The 23,248-nt window shown below is 62.1% G+C and carries 20 protein-coding genes and 1 pseudogene; 13 read left to right on the top strand and 8 right to left on the bottom strand.

The annotated features are described in order from the left end of the window. The first annotated feature begins 173 nt into the window (after positions 1-173). Positions 174-1,532: an 8-oxoguanine deaminase gene (locus tag ACK6BI_RS01570; protein ID WP_409315737.1), complete on the top strand. Its 1,359-nt coding sequence runs from the start codon at positions 174-176 to the stop codon at positions 1,530-1,532. A gap of 61 nt (positions 1,533-1,593) precedes the next feature. On the opposite strand, the gene ACK6BI_RS01565 is transcribed toward ACK6BI_RS01570, so the two are convergent. Next, the gene (locus ACK6BI_RS01565; protein WP_409315736.1) at positions 1,594-2,685 is read right to left on the bottom strand and encodes a calcium:proton antiporter; all 1,092 of its coding nucleotides are present in this window, start codon (positions 2,683-2,685) and stop codon (positions 1,594-1,596) included. A 282-nt stretch (positions 2,686-2,967) separates the two neighbouring features. Between ACK6BI_RS01565 and ACK6BI_RS01560 the strand changes: the two genes are divergently transcribed. Further along, a complete protein-coding gene (locus ACK6BI_RS01560; protein ID WP_409315735.1) occupies positions 2,968-3,921 on the top strand; it encodes an adenosine deaminase in 954 nt (317 codons plus the stop codon). Positions 3,922-3,977: 56 nt separating this feature from the next. Here ACK6BI_RS01560 and ACK6BI_RS01555 read toward each other — a convergent pair whose 3' ends face one another. From ACK6BI_RS01555 to ACK6BI_RS01545, 3 genes are all read right to left on the bottom strand, one after another. Further along, a complete protein-coding gene (locus ACK6BI_RS01555; protein ID WP_409315734.1) occupies positions 3,978-5,360 on the bottom strand; it encodes an MFS transporter in 1,383 nt (460 codons plus the stop codon). Between the two features lie 115 nt (positions 5,361-5,475). Continuing rightward, on the bottom strand, positions 5,476-6,210 hold the full coding sequence (locus tag ACK6BI_RS01550; RefSeq protein ID WP_409315733.1) for an ArsR/SmtB family transcription factor: 735 nt from the start codon (positions 6,208-6,210) through the stop codon (positions 5,476-5,478). Between the two features lie 306 nt (positions 6,211-6,516). Continuing rightward, positions 6,517-7,446, bottom strand: coding sequence for a LysR family transcriptional regulator (locus tag ACK6BI_RS01545; RefSeq protein ID WP_260522097.1), 930 nt, complete (start codon positions 7,444-7,446; stop codon positions 6,517-6,519). Positions 7,447-7,562: 116 nt separating this feature from the next. On the opposite strand from ACK6BI_RS01545, the gene ACK6BI_RS01540 reads away from it, so the two are divergent. From ACK6BI_RS01540 to ACK6BI_RS01530, 3 genes are all read left to right on the top strand, one after another. Then, a complete protein-coding gene (locus ACK6BI_RS01540; RefSeq protein WP_409315732.1) occupies positions 7,563-7,856 on the top strand; it encodes a putative quinol monooxygenase in 294 nt (97 codons plus the stop codon). Positions 7,857-7,887: 31 nt separating this feature from the next. After that, positions 7,888-8,901, top strand: coding sequence for a zinc-binding alcohol dehydrogenase family protein (locus ACK6BI_RS01535; RefSeq protein ID WP_409315731.1), 1,014 nt, complete (start codon positions 7,888-7,890; stop codon positions 8,899-8,901). Between the two features lie 166 nt (positions 8,902-9,067). Further along, complete coding sequence (locus tag ACK6BI_RS01530; RefSeq protein WP_169428718.1) at positions 9,068-9,241, top strand: hypothetical protein; 174 nt, start codon at positions 9,068-9,070, stop codon at positions 9,239-9,241. Positions 9,242-9,253: 12 nt separating this feature from the next. Here ACK6BI_RS01530 and ACK6BI_RS01525 read toward each other — a convergent pair whose 3' ends face one another. Both ACK6BI_RS01525 and ACK6BI_RS01520 read right to left on the bottom strand, forming a co-directional pair. After that, the gene (locus ACK6BI_RS01525; protein WP_409315730.1) at positions 9,254-10,456 is read right to left on the bottom strand and encodes a multidrug effflux MFS transporter; all 1,203 of its coding nucleotides are present in this window, start codon (positions 10,454-10,456) and stop codon (positions 9,254-9,256) included. Positions 10,457-10,573: 117 nt separating this feature from the next. Further along, positions 10,574-10,771, bottom strand: a complete 198-nt coding sequence (locus tag ACK6BI_RS01520) for a heavy-metal-associated domain-containing protein (RefSeq protein ID WP_096819700.1) — start codon at positions 10,769-10,771, stop codon at positions 10,574-10,576. 148 nt (positions 10,772-10,919) lie between these two features. On the opposite strand from ACK6BI_RS01520, the gene ACK6BI_RS01515 reads away from it, so the two are divergent. From ACK6BI_RS01515 to cueR, 3 genes are all read left to right on the top strand, one after another. Continuing rightward, positions 10,920-11,303 carry a hypothetical protein gene (locus ACK6BI_RS01515; protein ID WP_409315729.1) on the top strand — a complete coding sequence of 128 codons (384 nt, stop codon included), beginning with the start codon at positions 10,920-10,922 and terminating at the stop codon, positions 11,301-11,303. Between the two features lie 108 nt (positions 11,304-11,411). Next, entirely contained in the window at positions 11,412-13,802 is a 2,391-nt protein-coding gene (locus ACK6BI_RS01510) for a heavy metal translocating P-type ATPase (protein WP_409315728.1), read from the top strand. Further along, a complete protein-coding gene (cueR, locus tag ACK6BI_RS01505) occupies positions 13,799-14,212 on the top strand; it encodes a Cu(I)-responsive transcriptional regulator (protein ID WP_260522092.1) in 414 nt (137 codons plus the stop codon). The genes ACK6BI_RS01510 and cueR overlap by 4 nt, the downstream gene beginning before the upstream one ends. 46 nt (positions 14,213-14,258) lie before the next feature. Here cueR and ACK6BI_RS01500 read toward each other — a convergent pair whose 3' ends face one another. Then, complete coding sequence (locus ACK6BI_RS01500) at positions 14,259-15,155, bottom strand: PA4780 family RIO1-like protein kinase (protein ID WP_409315727.1); 897 nt, start codon at positions 15,153-15,155, stop codon at positions 14,259-14,261. 386 nt (positions 15,156-15,541) lie between these two features. Here ACK6BI_RS01500 and ACK6BI_RS01495 point away from each other — a divergent pair. Both ACK6BI_RS01495 and ACK6BI_RS01490 read left to right on the top strand, forming a co-directional pair. Next, positions 15,542-16,684, top strand: a pseudogene (locus tag ACK6BI_RS01495) (cache domain-containing protein); the annotation flags it as partial. Beyond that, positions 16,685-17,542 carry a methyl-accepting chemotaxis protein gene (locus tag ACK6BI_RS01490; RefSeq protein ID WP_409315751.1) on the top strand — a complete coding sequence of 286 codons (858 nt, stop codon included), beginning with the start codon at positions 16,685-16,687 and terminating at the stop codon, positions 17,540-17,542. A 49-nt stretch (positions 17,543-17,591) separates the two neighbouring features. Here ACK6BI_RS01490 and ACK6BI_RS01485 read toward each other — a convergent pair whose 3' ends face one another. Further along, positions 17,592-18,869, bottom strand: coding sequence for an acetyl-CoA C-acetyltransferase (locus ACK6BI_RS01485; RefSeq protein WP_409315726.1), 1,278 nt, complete (start codon positions 18,867-18,869; stop codon positions 17,592-17,594). Between the two features lie 177 nt (positions 18,870-19,046). Between ACK6BI_RS01485 and ACK6BI_RS01480 the strand changes: the two genes are divergently transcribed. From ACK6BI_RS01480 to ACK6BI_RS01470, 3 genes are all read left to right on the top strand, one after another. Next, on the top strand, positions 19,047-20,399 hold the full coding sequence (locus ACK6BI_RS01480; RefSeq protein WP_409315725.1) for a 3-oxoacyl-ACP reductase: 1,353 nt from the start codon (positions 19,047-19,049) through the stop codon (positions 20,397-20,399). A gap of 2 nt (positions 20,400-20,401) precedes the next feature. Continuing rightward, the gene (locus tag ACK6BI_RS01475) at positions 20,402-21,256 is read left to right on the top strand and encodes a MaoC family dehydratase (protein WP_409315724.1); all 855 of its coding nucleotides are present in this window, start codon (positions 20,402-20,404) and stop codon (positions 21,254-21,256) included. A 346-nt stretch (positions 21,257-21,602) separates the two neighbouring features. Beyond that, complete coding sequence (locus ACK6BI_RS01470) at positions 21,603-23,147, top strand: collagen-like triple helix repeat-containing protein (RefSeq protein ID WP_409315723.1); 1,545 nt, start codon at positions 21,603-21,605, stop codon at positions 23,145-23,147. Positions 23,148-23,248 lie beyond the last annotated feature (101 nt).

The raw sequence follows: 23,248 nt of genomic DNA, 5'->3' as shown, positions 1-23,248 counted from the left end.
CCTGTGGGGGCTCGCCTCCACAGGGTTGTCCGGTGCCCGGTCAGGTTGGACTTGCCCGGCGCAATATTTTGTTCGAAACTCCGCACCTCGTCCTGAGCGGCGACCCTGGATCAGCAGACAGGGCAACACTGAGCTGGCAACCCTGAACCCCACTTTCAGAGGAGCCGGCCACAATGCCTGCGACCCGTATCTGGTTAAAAAATCCCCTCGCCATTTTCACGGCCAATAGTCTCGATGCCCGTGGCGGTCTGGTGCTGCAGGACGGTGTAATCACCGAAGTGCTCGGCGCCGGCCAACAACCTTCTTCGCCGTGCAGCGAAGTGTTCGATGCCCGTGAGCATGTGGTCCTGCCGGGCCTGATCAACACCCATCACCATTTCTATCAGACCCTGACCCGCGCCTGGGCACCGGTGGTCAATCAGCCGTTGTTCCCGTGGCTGAAAACCCTGTACCCGGTGTGGGCACGCCTGACGCCTGAAAAACTCGCCCTCGCCACCAAAGTCGCGCTGGCCGAGTTGCTGCTGTCGGGTTGCACCACCGCTGCCGACCATCACTACCTGTTCCCTGATGGCCTGGAAAACGCCATCGACGTGCAGGTCGAAACCGTGCGCGAACTGGGCATGCGCGCCATGCTCACCCGCGGTTCAATGAGTCTCGGCGAAAAGGACGGCGGCCTGCCACCGCAACAGACCGTGCAGGAAGGTCAGGTGATACTCGACGACAGCCAGCGCCTGATTCATGAGTACCACGAACGTGGCGACGGCGCGCAAATCCAGATCGCCCTGGCGCCGTGCTCGCCGTTCTCGGTGACCCCGGAAATCATGTCCGCCAGCGCCGAACTGGCGAACAAACTCGATGTGCGCCTGCACACTCATCTGGCCGAGACCCTCGACGAAGAAGATTTCTGTCTGCAACGCTTCGGCCTGCGTACCGTGGATTATCTGGACAGCGTCGGCTGGCTCGGCCCGCGCACATGGCTGGCCCACGGCATCCACTTCAACCCTGACGAGATCGCCCGCCTCGGCGCGGCCGGCACCGGCATCTGCCATTGCCCGAGCTCGAACATGCGCCTGGCCTCCGGCATCTGCCCGAGTATCGAACTGACCGATGCCGGCGCGTTGTTCGGTATCGGTGTGGATGGCTCGGCGTCCAACGATGCATCGAACATGATCCTCGAAGCCCGCCAGGCGCTGTATATCCAGCGCCTGCGTTATGGTGCAGAGAAGATCACTCCCGAGCGCGTGCTGGGCTGGGCAACCAAGGGGTCGGCAAGTCTGCTGGGTCGCGCCGACATCGGCGAACTGGCAGTGGGCAAGCAGGCGGATCTGGCAATGTTCAAGCTTGATGAGCTGCGTTTCTCCGGCAGTCATGATCCGATTTCAGCGCTGCTGCTGTGCGGTGCGGACCGCGCGGATCGGGTAATGATCGGCGGGAAATGGCGAGTGGTCGACGGGCAAGTCGAAGGGCTGGACCTCAAAGGTCTGATTGCCGATCACAGCCAGGCGGCCCGGCAACTGATCGCCGGCACCTGATCACCCGACGCTTGAACCTGTGGGAGCCAGCCGCTAGCTCCCACATTGGTTTGTGGTGGGCTCAAAGGCCGAGCAGCGACAACATGATGAACGTCGCAAACAGCACAAAGTGCGTCATGCCCTCGATGGCATTGGTCTCCCCGTCGTTGAGGTTGATTGCACTGACGATCAAGGTGATGAAGATCATCACCGTCTGCACCGGCGTCATTGCCATCTGAAACGGCTGACCGGTATAGAGCGCCATCGCTTCCATCACCGGCACGGTCAGGATCACCGTCGACAACGACGCGCCCATTGCAATGTTGACCACCGACTGCATGCGGTTGGCCAGGGCTGCGCGCAACGCGGTCAGGATCTCCGGCGCAGCTGAAATCGCGGCCACCAGTATGGCCGTGATCACCGGCGGTGCGCCCGTCCCTTCCAGACCCAGATCGAGGGTCTTGGACATCACCTCGGCCAGTGCGCCGATCACCACCACACCGAACACCAGAATGCCGATCGACAGCACCAGGCTGACCGGTTTCGGCTCCTGCTCCACCGGTTCTTTCCTGCGGCGCTTGTCCGGGTAGCTGTAGCTGAAAAAATAACTGTGCGGGCCGACCTGCATGCGCAGGAACAACGCATAAAGCAGCACCATCGCGCCGATGGTGAAGGCCGAATAGATTTTCCAGTCCGCTTCTGGAATAAACTCCGGCACCACCATCGAAACGCCCATGGCGGTGAGGATCATCACGCTGTAGCTGCGCGCCGAATCGTCGTTATAAGACTGTTCGCCATGCTTGATGCCACCCATCAGTGCGGCAAGGCCAAGGATGCCATTGATGTCGAGCATTACCGCCGAGTAAATCGTGTCGCGCACCAGGGTGGCCGAGGCTTCATTGCTCATCATGATCGCCAGGATCACCACTTCCACCAGCACGGCGGCCAGGGTGAGGATCATCGTGCCGTACGGGTCGCCGACTTTCTCCGCGAGCAACTCGGCCTGATGGGCAACACGCATCGAGGCGGCCACGATGAACGCGATCAGAATCAGCCCGGCAGTCAGGGCGATGGCCTGGCCGCTGTGCAGTAACCAGTGCTCCAGCGGCCAGGCCACGAGGGTGGCGATCAGGGCCAGCAGCAGAAAGCTTTCTTGCTTGAGGAGGGTGAGCATGTCGGGCCTTCGCGTACCGGGGTCGAATGAGCTACTGACTGCGCAACGGTGCTGATGGTTCGTTACACCTTGGCGCCCCTGCAATGGCGGCTTGTCCGGCAGAGGCGATCCGATCGGTTTATCAATAAGGCCCTGCCCCGACTGTCCGGCATTTGCAGCCCCTCCAGCTCAGCCCTTTGCTTTGCCTTTTTTTTCGATAAACAAAACAGGTTGGTCGGGTTTTGCCAATTGTTTCGGCGCGCATCTGTAGAATGCCGTCATTGCACCTGATGAGAAAAGAATATGTACGACTGGCTCAACGCCTTGCCCAAGGCCGAATTGCACCTGCATCTCGAAGGCTCGCTGGAGCCCGAGCTGCTGTTCGCCCTGGCCGAACGCAACAAGATCGCCCTGCCGTGGAGCGACGTTGAAACCCTGCGCAAGGCCTATGCCTTCAACAACCTGCAGGAATTTCTCGACCTGTATTACCAGGGCGCCGACGTGCTGCGCACTTCCCAGGATTTCTACGACCTGACCTGGGCCTATCTACTGCGCTGCAAAGAACAGAATGTAATCCACACCGAACCGTTCTTCGATCCACAGACCCACACCGACCGGGGTATCCCGTTCGAAGTGGTGCTCAACGGCATCGCCGCTGCCCTGAAAGATGGCGAGCAGCAACTGGGCATCACCAGCGGTTTGATCCTGAGCTTCCTGCGTCACCTGAGCGAAGACGAAGCGCAGAAAACCCTCGACCAGGCACTGCCCTTCCGTGATGCATTCGTCGCGGTCGGTCTGGACAGTTCCGAGATGGGTCACCCGCCGAGCAAGTTTCAGCGCGTGTTCGACCGTGCGCGTCACGAAGGCTTTCTGACCGTCGCCCATGCTGGCGAAGAAGGCCCGCCGGAGTACATCTGGGAAGCGATCGACCTGCTGAAAATCCAGCGTATCGACCATGGCGTGCGCGCCATCGAAGACGAGCGCCTGATGCAGCGGATCATCGATGAACAGATCCCGCTGACCGTGTGCCCGCTGTCGAACACCAAACTCTGTGTGTTCGATCACATGTCCCGGCACAACATTCTCGACATGCTCGAGCGCGGCGTGAAAGTCACGGTGAACTCCGATGACCCGGCGTATTTCGGTGGTTATGTCACCGAAAACTTTTATGCGCTGCACGAACATCTGGGCATGACCCAGGATCAGGCCAGACGCCTGGCGCAGAACAGTCTGGATGCTCGGTTGGTAAAACCGTAGGCAATCCTGCTAAACCAACTGTGGGAGCGAGTCTGCTCCCACAGTTGATACAGGGTTCAGCCCATGCTTTCTGCTTCTGTCAGCTCTTCGAGCGTCCTGCCCCGGGTCTCCATCCCGAAGCGCCACACCACCCCTGCAGCAATCGCAAAACACATCGCCCCCAACGCAAACACCCCGCCCTGCCCGGTGACCGGGAATACCAGCCCGGTGATCAACGGCCCGAGCAGTGACCCCACACGTCCGATGGCCGAGGCGAAACCCGAGCCCGTCGCCCGCGCCGACGTCGGGTAAAGTTCCGGCGTGTAGGTATAGAGCACCGCCCACATGCCGAACAGGAAAAATTGCATCAGCAGGCCCGAACCGATCAGCAGCCCGACATTGCCACCGAACACTGCGCTCTGACCGTACAGAAACGCCATCACCGCGCCGCCGAGCAAGGTGACGATGCACACCGGTTTGCGCCCCCAGCGTTCCACAAGCCACGCCGCCATCAGAAACCCGGGAATTCCGCCGAGGGAAATCAGCACCGTGTAATACACCGACTGGGTCACCGCGAAACCCGACTGTTGCAGCAACGCGCTGAGCCAGGAGGTCAGGCCGTAAAACCCGAGCAGTGCAAAGAACCACAGGCTCCAGATCATGATCGTGCGCTGGCGATACAAGGGCGACCAGATCTGCCCGAGAGCCGAAAGGAAGTTGCCCGGTGGCGTGATCACCCGAGGCAGACGAACCGGAGCCGGCAACACAATACCGCCAAGGGATGCCCGCACCCGATCCTCGATCGCGCACAACACCTTGTCCGCCCCCTCATGCCTGCCGGCCTGCTCCAGCCAGCGAGGCGACTCGGGAATGAAAAAGCGGATCGCCAGCACAAACACCGCCGGCACCGCCAGCACCAGAAAGATGTCACGCCAGCCAATCAGCGGCAGCAGGAAATACGACAGCGCCCCGGCAGCGACAAAACCCAGTGGCCAGAATCCGTCCATCAAGGCAATGTACCGCCCGCGACGCTGGGCGGGGATCAGCTCCGACAGCATCGACTGGGCAATCGGAAACTCCATGCCCATGCCGACGCCCAGCAAAATTCGGAACAGCGTCAGGCTCTCGACATTCTGCGCAGTGGAACACAGATAACTGGCCAGCCCCCACAACACGATGCTCCACTGAAACACCGGTTTGCGGCCGAATCGATCGGCCAGCAGTCCGGAAAGCGATGCTCCCAGTACCATGCCGAAAAAACTCGAACTGGCGAGCAGCCCGGCTTCGGCGCTGCTCAGGCCGAACTCGGTTTTGATCGAGCCCAGCAGGAAAGTCATCATCGCCAGATCCATGGAGTCGAAAAAGAACGCCAGGGCGATGATGATGAATATGATCCGGTGATAACCGCTCACCGGCAGGCGTTCGAGCCGATCCGCCGCACTGTAGTTTCCCGTATCCATGCCACCTCCTCTCTCCGGAATGTCCCTGGATCGAGTGTGCGCGATGGCCGATGAGCGTTTGTGCCAGATGCGACCTGATCACAGTCACAGGCGACGCCGGTCGTCAGGAAGTGCCCTACAACGCCATTTCCAGCTCGGTTTCCCGGGCAAACCGGTGAATCTCCCGCTGCCCCGCCGCTGTCAGTTGCAAGGCACGGGAGTCGTTGGGCAGCATCAACCAGCCGGACTGCATGAACAGTTGCAGCAACGCCGCGCCCAGCGAGCCGCCCATGTGCGGGCGACGCTCGCTCCAGTCCGGGCAAGCGCAGGCCACCTGAACATTGCGATGAGCCAGTGCCTGGATGAAGACCCCGCGACTGGCCAGTTGCGTCGCCCCCTTGTGGGTGACGATCACACGGTGCTCAAGCTGTTCGATCCAGCCGGCATCGAGCAGACGCTGATACAGATCGGCCGCCAGCGTACCGCCCAGATGGTCATCACAAAATCGCGCACGCAGCAGGGAGGACGGAGCGGCCCGCGGCCTGGCTATGGGTGTGGAGCGTTTGAACACATCGGGAATCTTCTGCGGGGTGCTGGCGATCGTGGCACTGGCCAGAGCCTCGATCGCGGCGCCGACTTCGGGTGCGGCGAGACGGAAGAAACGTTTGCGCCCGCGGATCTCGACCCTCAACAGACCTCCAGCGGACAAGCGCCCCAGATGGGCGCTGGCCGACGACGGAGACAACCCCGCCAGCAGCGCCAGTTCCTCGGTCTGCCGGGCCGAGCCATCCATCAGCGCCCACATCATTGCGCTGCGTTTGGGATCGGCCAGCAGCGTGGCGATCTGGCTGATGCAAGGTGCATGTTCCATGTGTTCACTCCCTGTTGAATCGTATCGTCTACTGCCCGCAGACATCTTGACCAGTAATCAGTCATCGGCCAAACCGCGCAAAATGCCTTGAGCAAAAGACAAGGCAACACCCCGGTCACCGACACTCGTCGTCTTTGGCGCGGCCATCATCGCCACCGGCCAGTGACGATCTGATCGCGCCGGAACCCGCGCGCCGGTGCAGACTTCAGGCGGACGCTAGTATAAGCGGGTTGATGACGGCGTCCTGTGCCGGAGCGGGTACGGCTGGTGATTGTTCCTGACAGAAATTTCGCTATTTGCCTGCGACTAATGATCAACCTGCGGAAAAACGGGAAATCGGCTACTCAATTCGGCGCAACGACTGGCGAGCATCTCCCTCAACAGGTTCACCGGCTTACTCAATTGAGCGCGATGGGCGCACAGCAGATTCAGCGGAGCCCTTTCGCAAAGCAAACCCGGCAACAATACTTTCAAGCGTCCGGCAAGCACATCGCCGGCTACATCCAGCCACGACTTGTAGGCGATGCCCGCCCCTGCGACCGCCCATAGACGCACCACGTCGGCATCATCGCTGAAGCGATCGCCACTGACGGTCAGACCGACTTCCCGCTTGCCATCGTGAAAACTCCACTGGTCGTGCACCCGGCTGCCCAGCATGTACAGCAGGCAATTGTGCTGCGCGAGCTGTTCCAGCTGCGTCGGCTCGCCGTGTTTCGCCAGATAGCCGGGGGAGGCGCAAAGCACCCGGCGGTTGTTCGCGGCAATCGGCAGTGCGACCAGACTGGAGTCCTCCGGTTCGCCGTAGCGCAGGGCAATGTCCACAGGTTGGCGAAACAGGTCGGCGATACGATCGCCCAACAGCAGGCGTACAGTCAGCTTCGGATGTTCACGCTGAAATTCATCGAGCCACGGCAGCAACAGGTTGCGACCGAAATCCGAGGGTGCCGACAGCTGCAAAATGCCGCTGACCTGATCCTGTCCACTGGCCAGCAGACGACGGCCTTCATCGAGATTGCTCAACGCCGCCCGGGCGTACTCGAGGAAGCCTTCGCCCTCGGACGTCAGGCGCAGGCTACGAGTGGAGCGCGCCAGCAAGCGGGCGCCAAGCTGTTGCTCGATACGCTTGAGCGCGGCGCTGGCCACCGCGGCGGACATGTCCATCACCCGCGCCGCCGCCGAAAGGCTGCCCAGATCCGCGGCCCGAACAAACAACTGCAAGTCATCGAAACGCAGCATCTCAGCCTCGATTATCAAAAAAGCATTGAAAGAGACTGCTCTTTTAGCGGGTTTTATCCTGTGTAGAAATAGCCAATCATGCCTCTCATCGAATTCAGTCCGTTTCGGAGTCGACCATGCCCCAGCCCTTCACCGCCATCGCTACCCTGATCGCCAGACCCGGCCAGCAGGACGCTCTCGAACAGCACCTGCGCGCTCTGATCGAGCCGACCCGCGCCGAGGCAGGTTGCGGCCAATATGAGCTGCATCAGGACCTGGCCAACCCACTGGCCTTCTACATGATCGAACAGTGGGCCAGCGAAGAAGCCCTGCAGGCCCACGACGCCAGCGCGCATATCCAGCATTTCCGCAGTCAGGCCGGCGCGTTCCTCGAACACTTCGAACTCAAGCGCCTGCGCGTCATCGCCTGAACCCTTCCTTTATTCACTTTCGGAGACCTCCATGAAAGCCATCGCCTATTACGCGTCCCTGCCGATCAGCGACGAAAAAGCCCTTCAAGACATCGAACTGCCGGAGCCGGTAGCCGGCCCGCGCGACCTGCTGGTGGAAGTCAAAGCGATTTCGGTCAATCCGGTCGACACCAAGGTTCGACAGAACGTCGCACCGGAAGGCGGTGCCGCCAAAGTGCTGGGCTGGGACGTGGCCGGTGTGGTCAAGTCGGTCGGCAGTGAAGTGACACTGTTCAAGGCCGGCGACAAGGTTTTCTACGCAGGGTCCATCGCCCGGGCAGGCGGTAACAGCGAACTGCATGTGGTGGATGAACGGATCGTCGGCCACATGCCGAAAACCCTCGGTTTCGCCGAAGCTGCCGCGCTGCCGCTGACCGCGATTACGGCTTGGGAACTGTTGTTCGAGCGCCTGCAGATTCGTGAAGGCAACAGCGACGAAGGCCAGAGCCTGCTGATCGTCGGCGCAGCCGGTGGCGTAGGCTCGATCCTCACTCAACTGGCCAGTCAGCTGACCGGGCTCAAGGTGATCGGCACCGCCTCCCGCTCGGAGACTCGCAACTGGGTGACAGAGCTGGGCGCTGATCTTGTGATTGATCACAGCCAGCCGTTGAGCGAAGAACTGAAACGCGCCGGAGTCGCCCACGTGACCCACGTTGCCAGTCTGACCCAGACCGACCAGCACCTGGACCAACTGGTCGAAGCCCTGGCGCCGCAAGGCAGACTGGCGCTGATCGATGATCCGAAGTCGCTGGACGTGAGCAAACTCAAACGCAAAAGCCTGTCGCTGCACTGGGAGTTCATGTACACCCGCTCGCTGTTCGAGACGCCGGACATGATCGAGCAGCACAAACTGCTCAACCGCGTGGCGGAGCTGGTCGACAGCGGCATCTTGAAAACCACTGTCGGCGAGCACTTCGGCACGATCAACGCGAGCAACCTGCGCCGCGCTCATGAATTGCTGGAAAGCGGCAAGGCCAAGGGGAAAATTGTTTTAGAAAGTTTCTAAAACCCCGAAAACCGCCGCCCTCGCCGATACCCAAAGTATCTGGAGCGGGGGCCGCGGTGTTTTTTTGCCGTCAGTCAGATGCTTGATCCTTGTCACAATTGCGATCGTATTCAGGACTACAATCGACAACTCTGCGGTGCAATCTTTTACGTACGGGAGGTCAGCAATGAAGATCCTGATAAAAGAAGTGGCAAAGTCCCAGTGGCAAGTTCGCCTTGACCAGCACGCCGTGACATTTCGCAGTGAAGCCGAAGCTCGCGCCTTCACCCGCACCCTCGAAGCGCGTCTGCACGCGCCCCATCAGATTCCCGACCCCGGCCAGCAGCGCGCTGTCGGCTGAGGCATTTCGTCCTTAAATTTCAGCCTGCGCCTTTGCCAGTGCCCGGGCATTCTGCATGCGCCGGGTGAGCATTGCTGCACTCACCACCAGCAAGCCGCACAGGCTGATGACCAGCGCCATCGGCACGGCAGTGCCGTCGTGCAATACCCCCACCAGCGCCGAGGCGCCGGCGGCGACGCTGAACTGCATGCAACCGAGCAACGCCGAAGCACTGCCGGCGCGGGCGCCTTGCCCGTTCATCGCACTCGCCGCCGCATTCGGGCTGATGCAACCCAGGCTCGCCACGCAAATGAACAGGGGAATCAGCAACGGCCACAGGGCTTCGGTATGCAGTGCGCTGACCGCAAGCAGCGTCAGCCCGGCACCGAAGTAGACCCAGACCGCCCGTGACAACAGAAAGGCCGGGCCGCGCTTGGCCAACAGTCGCGCATTGACCTGCGCCACCAGAATAAAGCCCGCTGCGTTGGTGCCGAACAGCCAGCCGAAATGCTCGGCCGGCACGCCATACAACTTGATGAAAATGAACGGGGAACCGGCGATGTAGGCAAACATTCCGGCGATGGCGATGCCGCCGGTCAGGGCATGTCCCATGTAGATCGGGTCGGTCAGCAGCCGACCATACTGGCGCAGGGCTCCGGACAGGGGCTGGCGCGGAACATGGGCCGGCAGACTTTCCGGCAGGCCGAGCGCTACCGCCAGACCGGCCATGGCACTGAACCCGGTCAATACCAGAAAAATCGACTGCCAGCCGGTGGTGTTGACCAGCAAGCCACCCAGCATCGGCGCGAGGATCGGCGCCAGCCCCATCACCAGCATCAACTGGGAGAAGACTTTTGCTGCCCCCACTGCGTCGCATTTGTCGGCGACCACCGCCCGGGAAATCACCATCCCTGCGCATCCGCCCAACGCCTGGACGAATCGCGCACCGATCAGCCATTCCAGATTCGGTGCGTAGGCGCAGGCCACTGATGCCAGAGTGAACAGCACAAGCCCCGTGAGCAATGGAATCCGTCGACCGAAACGATCCGCCACCGGCCCGTAGGCCAGTTGACCGATGGACAAGCCAAAGAAATAAGCCGACAGCGTCAGCTGGACGTGTTTCTCATCGGTGCCGAACGCCAGTGCCATGGCGGGAAATGCGGGGAGATAGAAGTCGATCGCCAAGGGGCCGAAGGCGGTCAAGGCACCGAGAATCAGAATGGTACGGAAGTTCATCAGGCGTCCAGGTTTGACAGGCAGTTGGGCGGACGCTCGGCTAGAGCGTGCAGCCCGACAGTCTAGCCGCGCAGGGACGCCTTGAACAATCCGGTAGCTCGCTAACTATTAAACTGTTCAGGCGAGCTTGATGACGTAACCTTCTTCGCTGATCGCCTCTATCACTTGCTCGGCGCTCAACGCACTTTCGACGCCGACTTCCTTCGCCGCCAGATCGACCCGCACACTGGCCGCCGGATCCTTGCTCTGGACCGCTTGGGTGACGGCCTTGACGCAGTGACCGCAGGACATGCCTTCAACCGTGAACACTTGCATAAGATGACTCCTTTGAGTGAGGTTGCCCGCAGTGTCGAGCTTGCCACGATGGCAAGGTCAAGTTCTGCAAACAACTGCCGGGCTGGCAATCGTCGCCGCGCTCGGCCAAGCTGCGTGCATTAACGACATCAATTCAGGAGATTCAGCCATGCGCTGGTCAGCTTTCAGCCTGTTTGGCCTACTCAGCCTCTTTGCCTGCCTGCCTCAGGCTAACGCGACCGGCGAGGACTACGCCGTTCTGATCATCTCCCGCGAGCGCCTGGAAGTGCCGACCTCCTGCGAGATCGGCGTGTACATCCAGGATCAGTTCGCGGCCCGTCTGCTACAGGAACAATCCACCTCGTTCAACCTGCCCCATGGCACGTTCTCCATCCGTCTGAAGCTCGAACCCGGCCAGATGCCGGGTTGCCAGGCGGGCATGCTGGCTCCGCCGGCGCAGGAAATCACGCTGAAGGCCGGAGATGTGCTGAAGTACCGGATCGCGTCGAACGCCAAAGGTTTGTACCTGCGACCGGCCGCGCTCGAATACTGAGCGAATCGAAATGAGAGGAGCAGGTTTGCTCCCCTCATTTTTTGGCGCTTGACCTTACCAGCATGGCAAGGTTGATCCTGTAGACATCCACTACAGGGAGTACGACCGATGTCCGATTCCATCACGTTCGATCTGCCCATCAGCGGCATGACCTGCGCCAGTTGCGCCGGCCGCGTCGAGCGCGCCTTGAGCAAAGTCAGCGGCGCCAGCGCCGTCAGCGTCAATCTCGCCACCGAGCAGGCTCGGGTGCAGGCCCCCGGCGACAGCCTGCCGGCCTTGATGGAAGCCGTTGAACGCGCCGGCTACAGAGTGCCGCGGCAAACCCTGGAGTTGAACATTGATGGCATGACCTGCGCTTCTTGTGTCGGTCGCGTCGAACGCGCCCTGCAAAAAGTGCCGGGGGTGAACAGTGTCAGCGTCAATCTGGCCAATGAACGTGCCCATCTCGAACTGCTTGGCGCAGTCGACCCGCAAACCCTGATCGCCGCCGTGAGCAAGGCCGGTTATTCGGCCAGTCTCTTCGAACATGAACACCAGACCGACATACATCAGCATCGCCTGAGCCACGAGCGCTGGGCGCTGATCTGCGCCATCGCCCTCGCCTTGCCGCTGGTGCTGCCGATGCTGTTGCAACCGTTCGGCATTCACTGGATGCTCCCGGCCTGGGTGCAGTTCGCCCTTGCCACGCCGGTACAATTCATTTTCGGCGCACGGTTTTATGTGGCCGCGTGGAAAGCCGTGCGCGCCGGGGCCGGCAACATGGACTTGCTGGTGGCCCTGGGCACCAGCGCCGGTTATGGCCTCAGCCTCTACGAATGGGCGACCTCCAACGCAGGCATGCCGCATCTGTATTTCGAGGCCTCGGCGGTGGTCATCGCTCTGGTGCTGCTCGGCAAATACCTGGAAAGCCGCGCCAAACGCCAGACCGCCAGTGCCATCCGCGCACTGGAAGCGCTGCGGCCGGAACGGGCGATTCAAGTCATCGATGGCCGCGAACAGGATGTCGCCATCAGCGCCCTGCGCCTCGGCGACCTTGTATTGGTCAAACCCGGTGAGCGTTTTCCTGTGGACGGGGAGGTGCTGGAAGGTCAGAGCCACGCCGACGAAGCCTTGATCAGCGGTGAAAGCCTGCCGGTGCCCAAGCAACCGGGGGACAAGGTCACCGGCGGCGCGATCAATGGCGAAGGCCGCCTGTTGGTGCGCACCACGGCGCTGGGTGCGGAAAGCGTGCTGGCGCGGATCATCCGTCTGGTGGAAGACGCTCAGGCCGCCAAAGCACCGATCCAGAAACTGGTGGATAAAGTCAGTCAGGTGTTCGTGCCGACGGTTCTGCTGCTGGCCCTTGCCACGCTGATCGGCTGGTGGCTGTACGGCGCGCCACTGGAAACCGCATTGATCAATGCCGTTGCAGTGCTGGTGATCGCTTGTCCCTGCGCCCTCGGTCTGGCGACACCGACCGCGATCATGGCCGGCACCGGTGTGGCCGCGCGGCACGGGATTCTGATCAAGGATGCCGAAGCGCTGGAGCGAGCCCATGAAGTCAATGCCGTGGTGTTCGACAAAACCGGAACCCTGACTTCCGGCACCCCGCGCATTGCTCATTTCAGTGCCCTCGACGGTGATGAAAACGCCCTGCTGACTGCAGCCGGTGCGCTGCAACGCGGCAGTGAACACCCGCTGGCCAAAGCGGTGCTGGATGCCTGTGCCGAACGCAATCTGAGGGTGCCCGATGTCAGCGACAGCCAGTCCCTGACCGGTCGCGGCATCGCCGGTCATCTCGACGGTCGGCGCTTGGCGCTGGGCAATCGTCGACTGCTGGACGAAACCGGTCTGGACGCCGGGACGTTGGCGGAATCGGCCAAGGCCTGGGAAACCGAAGGCCGCACATTGTCCTGGCTGATCGAGCAGAGCCCCGAACCCCGGGTGCTTGGTCTGTTCGCCTTCGGCGACACCCTCAAGCCTGGCGCGCTGCATGCGGTGCAACAACTGACTGCGCGACATATCCACAGCCACTTGCTGACCGGCGACAACCGCGGCAGCGCTCGCGTGGTTGCACAAGCGCTGGGCATCGAAAACGTCCACGCCGAAGTGTTGCCGGCGGACAAGGCCGCCACCGTCGCCGAGCTGAAAAAGACCGGCGTGGTGGCCATGGTCGGCGACGGCATCAACGACGCCCCCGCGCTGGCCGCAGCGGACATCGGCATCGCCATGGGCGGCGGCACCGACGTGGCCATGCACGCCGCCGGCATCACCCTGATGCGCGGCGATCCGCGCCTGGTGCCGGCAGCGCTGGAGATCAGCCGCAAGACCTACGCGAAGATCCGCCAGAATCTGTTCTGGGCCTTCGTCTACAACCTGATCGGCATTCCGCTGGCGGCATTCGGCTTGCTCAATCCGGTGCTGGCCGGCGCGGCGATGGCGCTGTCGAGCGTCAGCGTGGTGAGCAATGCGCTACTGTTGAAAACCTGGAAACCCGAGGACCCGGAGGACAACCGATGAACATCGGCCAAGCGGCCCGCCACAGCGGCCTGAGTGCGAAGATGATCCGTTATTACGAGTCGATCGGTCTGCTCAAGGCCGCCCATCGCACCGACAGTGGCTATCGCATCTACGGCGACGATGACCTGCACACCCTGGCCTTCATCAAACGCTCGCGGGATCTAGGTTTTTCGCTGGAGGAAGTCGGCAAACTGCTGACCCTCTGGCAGGACCGCCAGCGGGCCAGCGCCGATGTGAAGGCCCTGGCCCGCCAACACATCGACGAGCTGAATCAGAAGATCCGCGAGCTCGGCGAGCTGCGTGACACCCTGCAGGATCTGGTGGAGCACTGCAACGGCGACCATCGCCCGGACTGCCCGATCCTCAAGGAACTGGCGTCGGGCTGTTGCGCGCAACCCGCCCGCGTCTGAGCGGCGAAAAAAAACCCGGCCGGAGCCGGGTTTCACTTTCAGATGCTCATTGCATCCATGGGGGTGGAGGCGGTTCGTCGGACTTGCCCTTGGGCTCGTCGTCCGCCGCACGCAGGGCTTGCTTGCGCTCCTCATCCAGGCGCGCCGCTTCGATTTCACGCAGCACTCCGCGCACATCGGCCAGTTCCTCGGGATCCTTGAACTCACCGGTCAGCACGCTGCCAGGGTGCAGGGTGCCGGCTTCGTACAGCGCCCACATCTCCTTGGCGTAGCGGGTTTTCTTCAACTCCGGGGCGAACCGGCCGAAGTACGAGGCCATGTTGCCGACGTCCCGTTCCAGCATGCTGAACGCGTGGTTGTTGCCTGCCGCGTCCACAGCCTGTGGCAGGTCGATGATGACCGGGCCGGTCGGCGCCAGCAGCACGTTGAACTCAGAGAGGTCACCGTGCACCAGACCGGTACACAACATCAGCACGATCTGCGAAATCAGGAACGCGTGATATTCGCGGGCCTGATCCGGCTCCAGCACCACGTCGTTCAGACGCGGCGCGGCATCGCCGTATTCATCGGCCACCAGTTCCATCAGCAGCACACCTTCGAGGAAGTCGTACGGTTTGGGCACCCGCACCCCGGCGTTGGCCAGGCGGAACAGCGCCGCGACTTCGGCGTTCTGCCAGGCGTCTTCGGCCTCCTTGCGTCCGAACTTCGAGCCCTTGGCCATCGCCCGGGCCTGGCGGCTGTTGCGCACCTTGCGTCCTTCCTGATACTCGGACGCCTGACGGAAACTGCGTTTGTTCGCCTCCTTGTAGACCTTTGCGCAACGTAACTGATTGCCGCAGCGCACCACATAAACAGCTGCTTCTTTGCCACTCATGAGTGGACGCAGCACTTCGTCGACCAGACCGTCCTCGATCAGGGGTTCAATGCGTTTTGGAGTCTTCATCAGCTTTTATTGTGGGTCCTTTATTACCAAACACGCGAATGTCAGTCGTTATACGGCAATCCTCGCACCCCGTGGAAGGGTTGCCGACCTGTAAAGCGGTGGATGCACACACTGTGCCGGATCAAACAGGCCCGTCCATTGCCCTTTATCGACCGTTTCGAATCATAGCCGAGCCTGTCGCAACTGTTGGCGCGAGGACTTGAGGGCATTTGCGACAGAATCTGACATTCAACGCCACGCACTTCGCATGAATTTTCTCTGCAAGCCTCAATTTCTTTCGCCAGCAGCCGAATTCCTGAGAGACAGAGAGATTTGTCCGACAATCGTTCAAAGAAATCGATGTCGCACTCGGCCAACGAGTGAGCCACAACGTTTTTCGGCTGCCAATGAACCGCGAGTCATCTGCACTGCGTGGGACTACAAGAAAATCTGGAGCGCGGATGAACATCAAACAGAAGTTGACCTGGGCGTTTGCAATCATCGCCTGCTTGCCCGTGGTGCTGGTCGCCACCCTGGTGGTAATGAACCTGCGCAGCGATGCCCGGGAAGGATTTGTCGACAGCAGCGGGCGCGAAATCCGTCAGGTCAGCAACGCCATGCAGTTGTTCTTTGACGGCATCAGTCAGAACGTCGACTACCTGGCGGCGCAACCGCTGGTCAAGAGCGCCGATGCCAGCGTCAGAAGCCGCATGAGCGCCAACGCCGACGACACCCATGACGGCGAAATCGACAAGCAATTGTTCACCCTGTTCGAAAGCCTGGCCAAATCCCACCCCGCGTACTCCTATGTCTCCTATGGCCTGAGCAGCGGTGGTTACGCGTTCTGGCCGGGCGATCCGAAAATGTCCAATTACGATCCGCGCACGCGCCCGTGGTACAAGACCGCCATGGCCAACCCGGGCAAGACCCTGCGCACCGAAGCCTATTACTGGGCCGGTGACGATGCGGTACTGGTCAGCACCGTGCGCGCGGTGGCCAACCAGTTGGGCGCCCAGGGTGGCGTGGTCAACATTGACGTCTCGCTCAAACAGCTCACCGAAATCGTCAAACAGATCAAACTGGGTGAAACCGGCTATCTGATGTTGATGGAAAACAGCGGCACGGTACTGGTCGATCCGAAGCAGCCCGAGCACAACTTCAAACGCCTCGACAGCCTCGGCGAGGGTTATGCGCAACTGGCCAAGGCCGGCAAAGGGCTGGTAGACGTCGAGTTCAACGGTGAGCGTTACATGGCCAATGTCTGGCCGTCGGAGCAACTGGGCTGGACTTTCATCGGCCTGATCAAGCAAAACGACGTGATGAGCTCGGCCACCCAACTGACTTGGCTGATCGCGATCATCGCGGCCGTGCTGGCGGTGTTCTTCGCGGTGGTCGGCGCCAGTTTCGCCAGCCTGATCGTACGGCCGATCCGCAGTGTGGCCAGCGGTCTGGAAGGCATCGCCCAGGGCGAAGGCGACCTGACCAAAAATCTCGATATCCGCGGCAGCGACGAAACCGCGCAACTGGCGAGCTGGTTCAACCAGTTCCTGATGGCGATCCGCAGCCTGATCCAGCACATCGGCGGTGCGGCCGGGAAAATCCTCGCCACGTCGCAGAGTTCGACCCGGGTCTCCGGCGACATGGCCGAAGCCGCCGGTCGCCAGCGCGAAGCCGTGGACATGGTGTCGACCGCGTTCCACGAAATGGTCGCCACCGCCAACGAAGTCGCCCGCTCATGCAGCCAGGCGGCGGAGTCGGCCGACAGTGGTCAGCGCCAGGCTCGCGAAGGTCAGCAACAGATCGATGCGGCGGTGCACAGCGTCGATCAACTGAGCCAGGAGCTGGAACAGTCGGCGCAGTCGATGCAGCAACTGGAGCGCGACAGCAACGATATCCAGTCGATCCTCGGCACCATCCGTTCCATCGCCGAACAGACCAATCTGCTGGCACTCAACGCGGCCATCGAGGCGGCGCGGGCCGGTGAGCAAGGGCGTGGTTTTGCAGTCGTAGCCGATGAGGTTCGCGCACTGGCCAAACGCACGGCGGATTCGACGGCGGAAATCGACGGCCTGCTGGGCAACCTCGCCAAACGCACCAGCGCCGTGACCCAGCAAATGCGCGCCAGTCTCGATGTGTCGCAGCAGTCGGTGGCGCGTATCGGCGAAGCGCGGCAAAGCTTCGGCCAGATCCGTGAGTCGGTGGATGTGATCCGCGACATGAACACCCAGATCGCGACCGCAGCCGAAGAGCAGCATCAGGTGGCCGAAGACATCAATCGGCACATCAGCCAGATTCATGGCGATGCGCAACTGGTGGCGGAACTGGCGAATTCGGCGAGGCTGGATTCGCAGAGTCTGGCGGGGTTGTCGAATGAGCTGGATGGGTTGGTGCGACGGTTCCGGACTTGAGTAACCTTTGGAATTCCCTCTCCCTTTGGGTGAGGGAATTCCTGTTCTTTCAGCGCTCGATGATTGCCGTCACACCCTGTCCGCCAGCCGCACAAATCGAAATCAACCCCCGCCCCCGCCCCGCCGCGTCCAGCAGTTTCGCCATGTTGGCAACGATCCGCCCGCCCGTCGCGGCAAACGGGTGCCCCGCCGCCAGCGAGCTGCCCTTGACGTTCAGGCGGCTGCGATCGATCGAGCCAAGCGGTGCGTCCTGACCGAGCCGGGTCTTGCAGTACTCCGGATCTTCCCAGGCCTTCAATGTGCACAACACCTGTGCGGCGAACGCTTCGTGGATTTCGTAATAGTCGAAGTCCTGCAAGGTCAGGCCATTGCGCGCCAGCAAACGCGGCACCGCATACACCGGGGCCATCAGCAGTCCTTCGGCGCCGTTGACGAAATCCACCGCCGCCGCCTCGCCGTCACGCAGGTACGCGAGAATCGGCAGGCCACGTTCTCTCGCCCACGCCTCACTGCCCAGCAACACCACCGACGCGCCATCGGTCAGCGGTGTGGAGTTACCGGCGGTCAACGTGCCTTCGGCGCTTTTCTCGAAGGCCGGCTTCAAGGTTGCGAGTTTTTCCAGAGTCAGGTCGGGGCGCAGATTGTTGTCGCGGGTCAGGCCGAGGAACGGGGTCATCAGATCGTTGTGCCAGCCTTCGCTGTAGGACGCGGCGAGTTTGTGGTGGCTTTCCAGGGCCAGTTGATCCTGGGCTTCGCGTGGGATGCCCCAGGTCTGCGCCATCAATTCGCAGTGCTGGCCCATCGACAGGCCGGTGCGCGGCTCGCCATTGCGCGGGAATTCGGGGATCAGGTGTTTCGGGCGCAACTGAAAAAAAGTCTTGAGCTTGTCGCCGGTGGTTTTCGCACGGTTGGCTTGCAGGAGAATCTTGCGCAGACCTTCGCTGACGCTGATCGGCGCGTCCGAGGTGGTGTCGACGCCGCCGGCGATGCCGCAATCGATCTGGCCGAGGGCAATCTTGTTCGCCACCAGCAGCGCCGCTTCCAGGCCGGTGCCGCAGGCCTGCTGGATGTCATAGGCGGGTGTGGTCGGTGACAGGCGCGAGCCGAGCACGCATTCGCGGGTCAGGTTCATATCCCGTGACAATTTCAGCACCGCCCCCGCGACCACCTCGCCCAGGCGCAACCCGTGCAGGTTGTAACGTTCGATCAGGCCTTCAAGGGCGGCGGTGAGCATGTCCTGATTGCTCGCGGTGGCGTACGGGCCGTTGGAACGGGCGAACGGAATGCGGTTGCCACCAATGATCGCGACGCGGCGCAGCTGACTCATGAAAAACTCCTTGTGAAATATCCAGTCTGAAAATCGGGCACTGAAAATCCCGCCGGGCCCCAAAAACACCGGGGGCAAACTACTCTGCTGTTCTAGCGTAGGCCTAAATGTGTGGATCGAACGATTGATTGCCCTTCGCAGTCCACACTTTGAACCCCATCTTCTGGAGAGCGTTCCATGTCTGACCGCTATATCGACTTCGCCAACTCGTCCATCGGCCACCGTCTGGTCGGGGCCCTGGGCCTGCCGTCGCCGGTGCGCCTGGAACGCTGGCAGGCCGGGCGCCTGCGGCCGGTGGAGGGCGCGCTGCTGATCGGCGGCGGGCCGCTCGCCGAACGGGTCAGCGCCTTTGCCAACCGGCTGACCGATGCCATTTATCGCTACGGCGACCAGCCTGCGACCGCCACCCAATGGATTCCCGGCCATGGCCCGAAACTCAAGGCGGTGGTGTTCGACGCCAGTCAATTGCAGCACACCGATCAGCTCAAGCAACTGCGCGAATTCTTCCAGCCGTTGATGAAAAACCTCGACCACAGTGCGCACCTGGTGATCCTCGGCCGTGCCCCGGAAACCTTGCGCGAACCATTTGCCGCCAGTGCCCAGCGGGCGCTCGAAGGTTTCTCCCGTTCGCTGGCCAAGGAGTTGCGTGGCGGCGGTACACTGCAATTGATTTACGTGGGTGAAGGTGCCGAAGATCAGCTGGAAGGGCCGCTGCGTTTCTTTCTGTCACCGAAGAGCGCGTTCGTCTCCGGGCAAGTGATCCGCCTGAACGCCTGTACGACGCAGGTGAGCGACTGGACTCGCCCGTTGGCCGGGCGCAAGGCACTGGTCACCGGCGCAGCGCGGGGCATCGGTGCGTCCATCGCCGAAACTCTGGCCCGGGACGGTGCCGAGGTGATCCTGCTCGACGTGCCACCGGCCAAAACCGATCTCGAGGCCCTGGCCGCGCGCCTCGGCGGGCGCGCCATCACCCTCGACATCTGCGCCGAAGACGCCGCCGCGCAGCTGATCGAACAATTGCCTGACGGCCTCGACATTCTGGTGCACAACGCCGGCATCACTCGCGACAAGACCCTGGCCAACATGACCCCGGAATTCTGGGATGCAGTGCTGGCGGTCAATCTCAACGCCCCGCAAGTGCTGACCAAGGCCCTGCTCGACAGCCGCACCCTGCGCGACAACGCACGGGTGATCCTGCTGGCCTCCATCAGCGGTATCGCCGGCAATCGCGGGCAGACCAATTACGCCGCGAGCAAGGCCGGGTTGATCGGACTGGCCCAGGCCTGGGCGCCGACACTGCTGGAGCGCGGCATCAGCATCAACGCCGTGGCGCCGGGTTTCATCGAAACCCAGATGACTGCGCACATTCCGTTTGGCCTGCGTGAGGCCGGGCGGCGCATGAGTTCGCTGGGCCAGGGCGGCCTGCCGCAAGACGTCGCCGAAGCGGTGGCGTGGCTGGCGCAACCGGGCACCGGGGCGTTCACCGGGCAGGCGCTGCGGGTCTGTGGACAAAGCGTTCTGGGGGCTTAGGCATGAGCATCGAATGGCACACGCTGCACCGCGAACCGAGCCTGCCGGGGCTGTATGTCCGGGCGGCGACCCGGCGCAAAATCACCGGCACCACCTTGCCCGATGGCGGTCTGCGCTGCTGGGTCGACGTCGATGGCAAACATCTGGCGGCCTATCGCAAGGTCTGCGGCTTTGTCGACGACGGTCTGCTGCCGCCGACTTATCCACATGTCCTGGCGTTTGCATTGCAGATGCAATTGCTCACGGCCAGGGATTTTCCTTTTCCGCTGCTGGGGCTGATTCACCTGAGCAACCGTATCCGCGTGCTGCGGCCGATGGGCGGGATCAGTCGGGCGCAGGTCAGCGTCCGGGTGCACAACCTCAAACCCCATCCGAAAGGTGCAACCTTCGATTTGCTGACCACCTTCGACGATCAGCTCGGGCCGTTATGGGAAGCCGAAAGCCGGATGCTCTGTCGTGGCGTGAAGCTTGAGGGCGATGCTCTGGAGCAAGCCTGGGAACCGTCACTGCCACTGCAACAGGTGGCGCAGTGGAAAGCCCCGGCAGACATCGGCCGGCAGTATGCCAAAGTCTCCGGCGACTACAACCCGATCCACCTGAGCGCGGCCAGTGCAAAGCTGTTCGGTTTTCCCACCGCCATCGCTCATGGCCTGTGGAACAAGGCCCGCACGCTGGCGGCGCTGGCGGATCATCTGCCCCGGGCCAATCTGGAGATCACCGTGCATTTTCGCAAGCCGGTGCGCCTGCCGAGCGAGGTGTCGCTGTTCGCCAGTTCGGCAGGCTCCAGCGGTGAGTTGCGTCTGATCGGCGCCGGGGATCTGGAGCACATGGTCGGAAACTGGCAACCGATTGCCTGAATCAAGACACTGGCGCAGTCGCCGATGCGCACTGTGCGGGGGCGATCCACGCCTGCGCAACATGATCAATTGTGTGTATATAACTTAAGTTTCTGCCTCCCACATCCGCCATTGCGCCCAATATGAAGCCTTGATTTTCAAGGCTTTTTTTTGCGCCCTTATATCTTCGGCATTAGTCGTTAAGCAGCAGCCGCGGCCATTTATATAAAGGCGTTAATACCAACTCGAGAATGGCGTGGATCCAGCCTTGCGACTGATATGAGCACCACGGGCGAAGGCATTGCCGGCGACAGAATCGGTGAGCCATCGAAGACGAACGTTGTGACAGGTGCAAGGAATCAACCTCATGAAAACTCAAGTGTGGTGCAAATCGGCAACAGCGCTGGCATTGATCCTCTCCCTCGGCCTGGCCGGCTGCAGCAGCGGCGGTGGCGGTCATCACAGCAGCTCCAGCAGCTCGACTCCGGACAGTTCCACCGCAGGCACTGGCGGAACAAGCGGTAGCGGCGGTACGACCGGGACCGGCGGTACGGGTGGCACTGCGGGCACAGGCGGCACAGGTGGCACAGGTGGCACCGGTACCACGGATCCGACCACTCCGACCAACCCGACGGATCCGACCACCCCCACAAATCCGAGCACACCATCGCCACTGGTTACCTCGACGCTGGTGCAGGATGTCGGCAACACCGTCGCCGGCGTCGGCAGCGGTGTCGGTCAGGTCGGCGATTCGCTCAGTGGCGTGCCGGTCGTCGGCGGTGTGGTGCAAAGCGCCGCCAAAACCGCAGGTAATGTGGTAACGACATTGGGCGATGGCGTGGCCAACGGCCTCGGCAAACTGGGCACAACCGACAACGGCCTGGGCGTTACCGCCTCGGCGGTCGGTGGCGTGGTCCAGGATGTCGGCAACGGCGTATCGGACCTGAGCGGCAAACTGGCCAGCGCGACCGGCAGCGTCCCCGTAGTTGGCGGTGTCGTGACCAAAGTTGCGCCGTTGGTCAACAGCGTAGGCGAGAAAGTCACCATGCTCGGCGATACCCTGAGCACGGCCACCACCACAGGCCCCCTTGGTTCGGTGACCAAAGATGTCGGCAACGGTCTCGTACCCGTGATCGCCATGGTCGAAAGCACCACTGACAAACTGGGCAGCACCACTGGCCTGGGTGACCCCGTGAACGGACTGCTGCAGAAAGTCGGTACCACCGTCGACGGTGCGGGTAACAACGTCACGGCGGCAGGCAACGGCAATGCCCTGACCAATACCGTCGGCGGCGCCCTGAGCAATGTCGGTACAGCCGTCGGCAAGGCCGGCGGGCTGGTGGACAACGGCACCGGATCGGGTACCGGCGTGGGTAGCGGACTCGGCAACAACGGCCTGCTGCAAACCGTCGGCGGCGCGGTTTCCAACGTCGGCACCGGGCTGGCAGGTGGCAATGGCGCGCTGGGCGCACCTGGTGGGGTATTGGCCTCGGCCGGCAATACCGTGGCTTCGCTCAACACTGCGCTGGGCGGTTCGGGCACACCGATCACCGCACCCACCACACCACTGGCCACGCTTGGCAGTAATGTCGGCAGCGGCCTCGCGCCGGTCACCAGTGCCGTCACCAGCCTGACCCAGAACGTCGGCAGCGCCACCGGGCTCGGTACTCCCGTTGCCGGCATCACCGGTCAAGTGGGCGGTGCGGTCAGCAATCTCGGTGGCGCGATCGCCGCCACCAATAACCCGGTCACCACCGCAGTCGGTGGCTTGGTCAGCAACGTGGGCGGCACCGTAGGCGCGGTCGGTGGACTGGTCAACGGTGGCACCTCCACCGGCGGCACTGGCGCCAGCGGTGGTCTGGGCGGAGTGCTCGGCGGCCTCAGCGGTGCCCTGGGCGGCAGCAAACCCTGAATTGCACCTGGCCGATTCGACGGCCGAACCTACAGCGCCTACGCTTGGTTGAGAGCGGAAGATTCCCATGAGTCTTCCGCTTTTTCTTAGGAAAAACCCTG

It is taken from the genome of Pseudomonas sp. KCJK9016 (genome assembly GCF_046231795.1).
GTDB lineage: Bacteria > Pseudomonadota > Gammaproteobacteria > Pseudomonadales > Pseudomonadaceae > Aquipseudomonas > Aquipseudomonas bananamidigenes.
The sequence above is the reverse complement of the archived record's forward strand: the minus strand, read 5'-3'. Positions and strand labels throughout refer to the sequence as shown.

Excerpts from the sequence above, each read along its gene's own strand:
- ACK6BI_RS01545 (WP_260522097.1), bottom strand. The coding sequence starts at position 7,446 with ATGCTGCGTTTCGATGACTTGCAGTTGTTTGTTCGGGCCGCGGATCTG.
- ACK6BI_RS01570 (WP_409315737.1), top strand. The coding sequence starts at position 174 with ATGCCTGCGACCCGTATCTGGTTAAAAAATCCCCTCGCCATTTTCACG.
- ACK6BI_RS01550 (WP_409315733.1), bottom strand. The coding sequence starts at position 6,210 with ATGGAACATGCACCTTGCATCAGCCAGATCGCCACGCTGCTGGCCGAT.
- ACK6BI_RS01490 (WP_409315751.1), top strand. The coding sequence starts at position 16,685 with ATGGCGATCCGCAGCCTGATCCAGCACATCGGCGGTGCGGCCGGGAAA.
- ACK6BI_RS01520 (WP_096819700.1), bottom strand. The coding sequence starts at position 10,771 with ATGCAAGTGTTCACGGTTGAAGGCATGTCCTGCGGTCACTGCGTCAAG.
- ACK6BI_RS01470 (WP_409315723.1), top strand. The coding sequence starts at position 21,603 with ATGAAAACTCAAGTGTGGTGCAAATCGGCAACAGCGCTGGCATTGATC.
- ACK6BI_RS01565 (WP_409315736.1), bottom strand. The coding sequence starts at position 2,685 with ATGCTCACCCTCCTCAAGCAAGAAAGCTTTCTGCTGCTGGCCCTGATC.
- ACK6BI_RS01510 (WP_409315728.1), top strand. The coding sequence starts at position 11,412 with ATGTCCGATTCCATCACGTTCGATCTGCCCATCAGCGGCATGACCTGC.
- ACK6BI_RS01530 (WP_169428718.1), top strand. The coding sequence starts at position 9,068 with ATGAAGATCCTGATAAAAGAAGTGGCAAAGTCCCAGTGGCAAGTTCGC.
- ACK6BI_RS01515 (WP_409315729.1), top strand. The coding sequence starts at position 10,920 with ATGCGCTGGTCAGCTTTCAGCCTGTTTGGCCTACTCAGCCTCTTTGCC.
- ACK6BI_RS01535 (WP_409315731.1), top strand. The coding sequence starts at position 7,888 with ATGAAAGCCATCGCCTATTACGCGTCCCTGCCGATCAGCGACGAAAAA.
- ACK6BI_RS01480 (WP_409315725.1), top strand. The coding sequence starts at position 19,047 with ATGTCTGACCGCTATATCGACTTCGCCAACTCGTCCATCGGCCACCGT.
- ACK6BI_RS01525 (WP_409315730.1), bottom strand. The coding sequence starts at position 10,456 with ATGAACTTCCGTACCATTCTGATTCTCGGTGCCTTGACCGCCTTCGGC.
- ACK6BI_RS01475 (WP_409315724.1), top strand. The coding sequence starts at position 20,402 with ATGAGCATCGAATGGCACACGCTGCACCGCGAACCGAGCCTGCCGGGG.
- cueR (WP_260522092.1), top strand. The coding sequence starts at position 13,799 with ATGAACATCGGCCAAGCGGCCCGCCACAGCGGCCTGAGTGCGAAGATG.
- ACK6BI_RS01555 (WP_409315734.1), bottom strand. The coding sequence starts at position 5,360 with ATGGATACGGGAAACTACAGTGCGGCGGATCGGCTCGAACGCCTGCCG.
- ACK6BI_RS01560 (WP_409315735.1), top strand. The coding sequence starts at position 2,968 with ATGTACGACTGGCTCAACGCCTTGCCCAAGGCCGAATTGCACCTGCAT.
- ACK6BI_RS01540 (WP_409315732.1), top strand. The coding sequence starts at position 7,563 with ATGCCCCAGCCCTTCACCGCCATCGCTACCCTGATCGCCAGACCCGGC.
- ACK6BI_RS01500 (WP_409315727.1), bottom strand. The coding sequence starts at position 15,155 with ATGAAGACTCCAAAACGCATTGAACCCCTGATCGAGGACGGTCTGGTC.
- ACK6BI_RS01485 (WP_409315726.1), bottom strand. The coding sequence starts at position 18,869 with ATGAGTCAGCTGCGCCGCGTCGCGATCATTGGTGGCAACCGCATTCCG.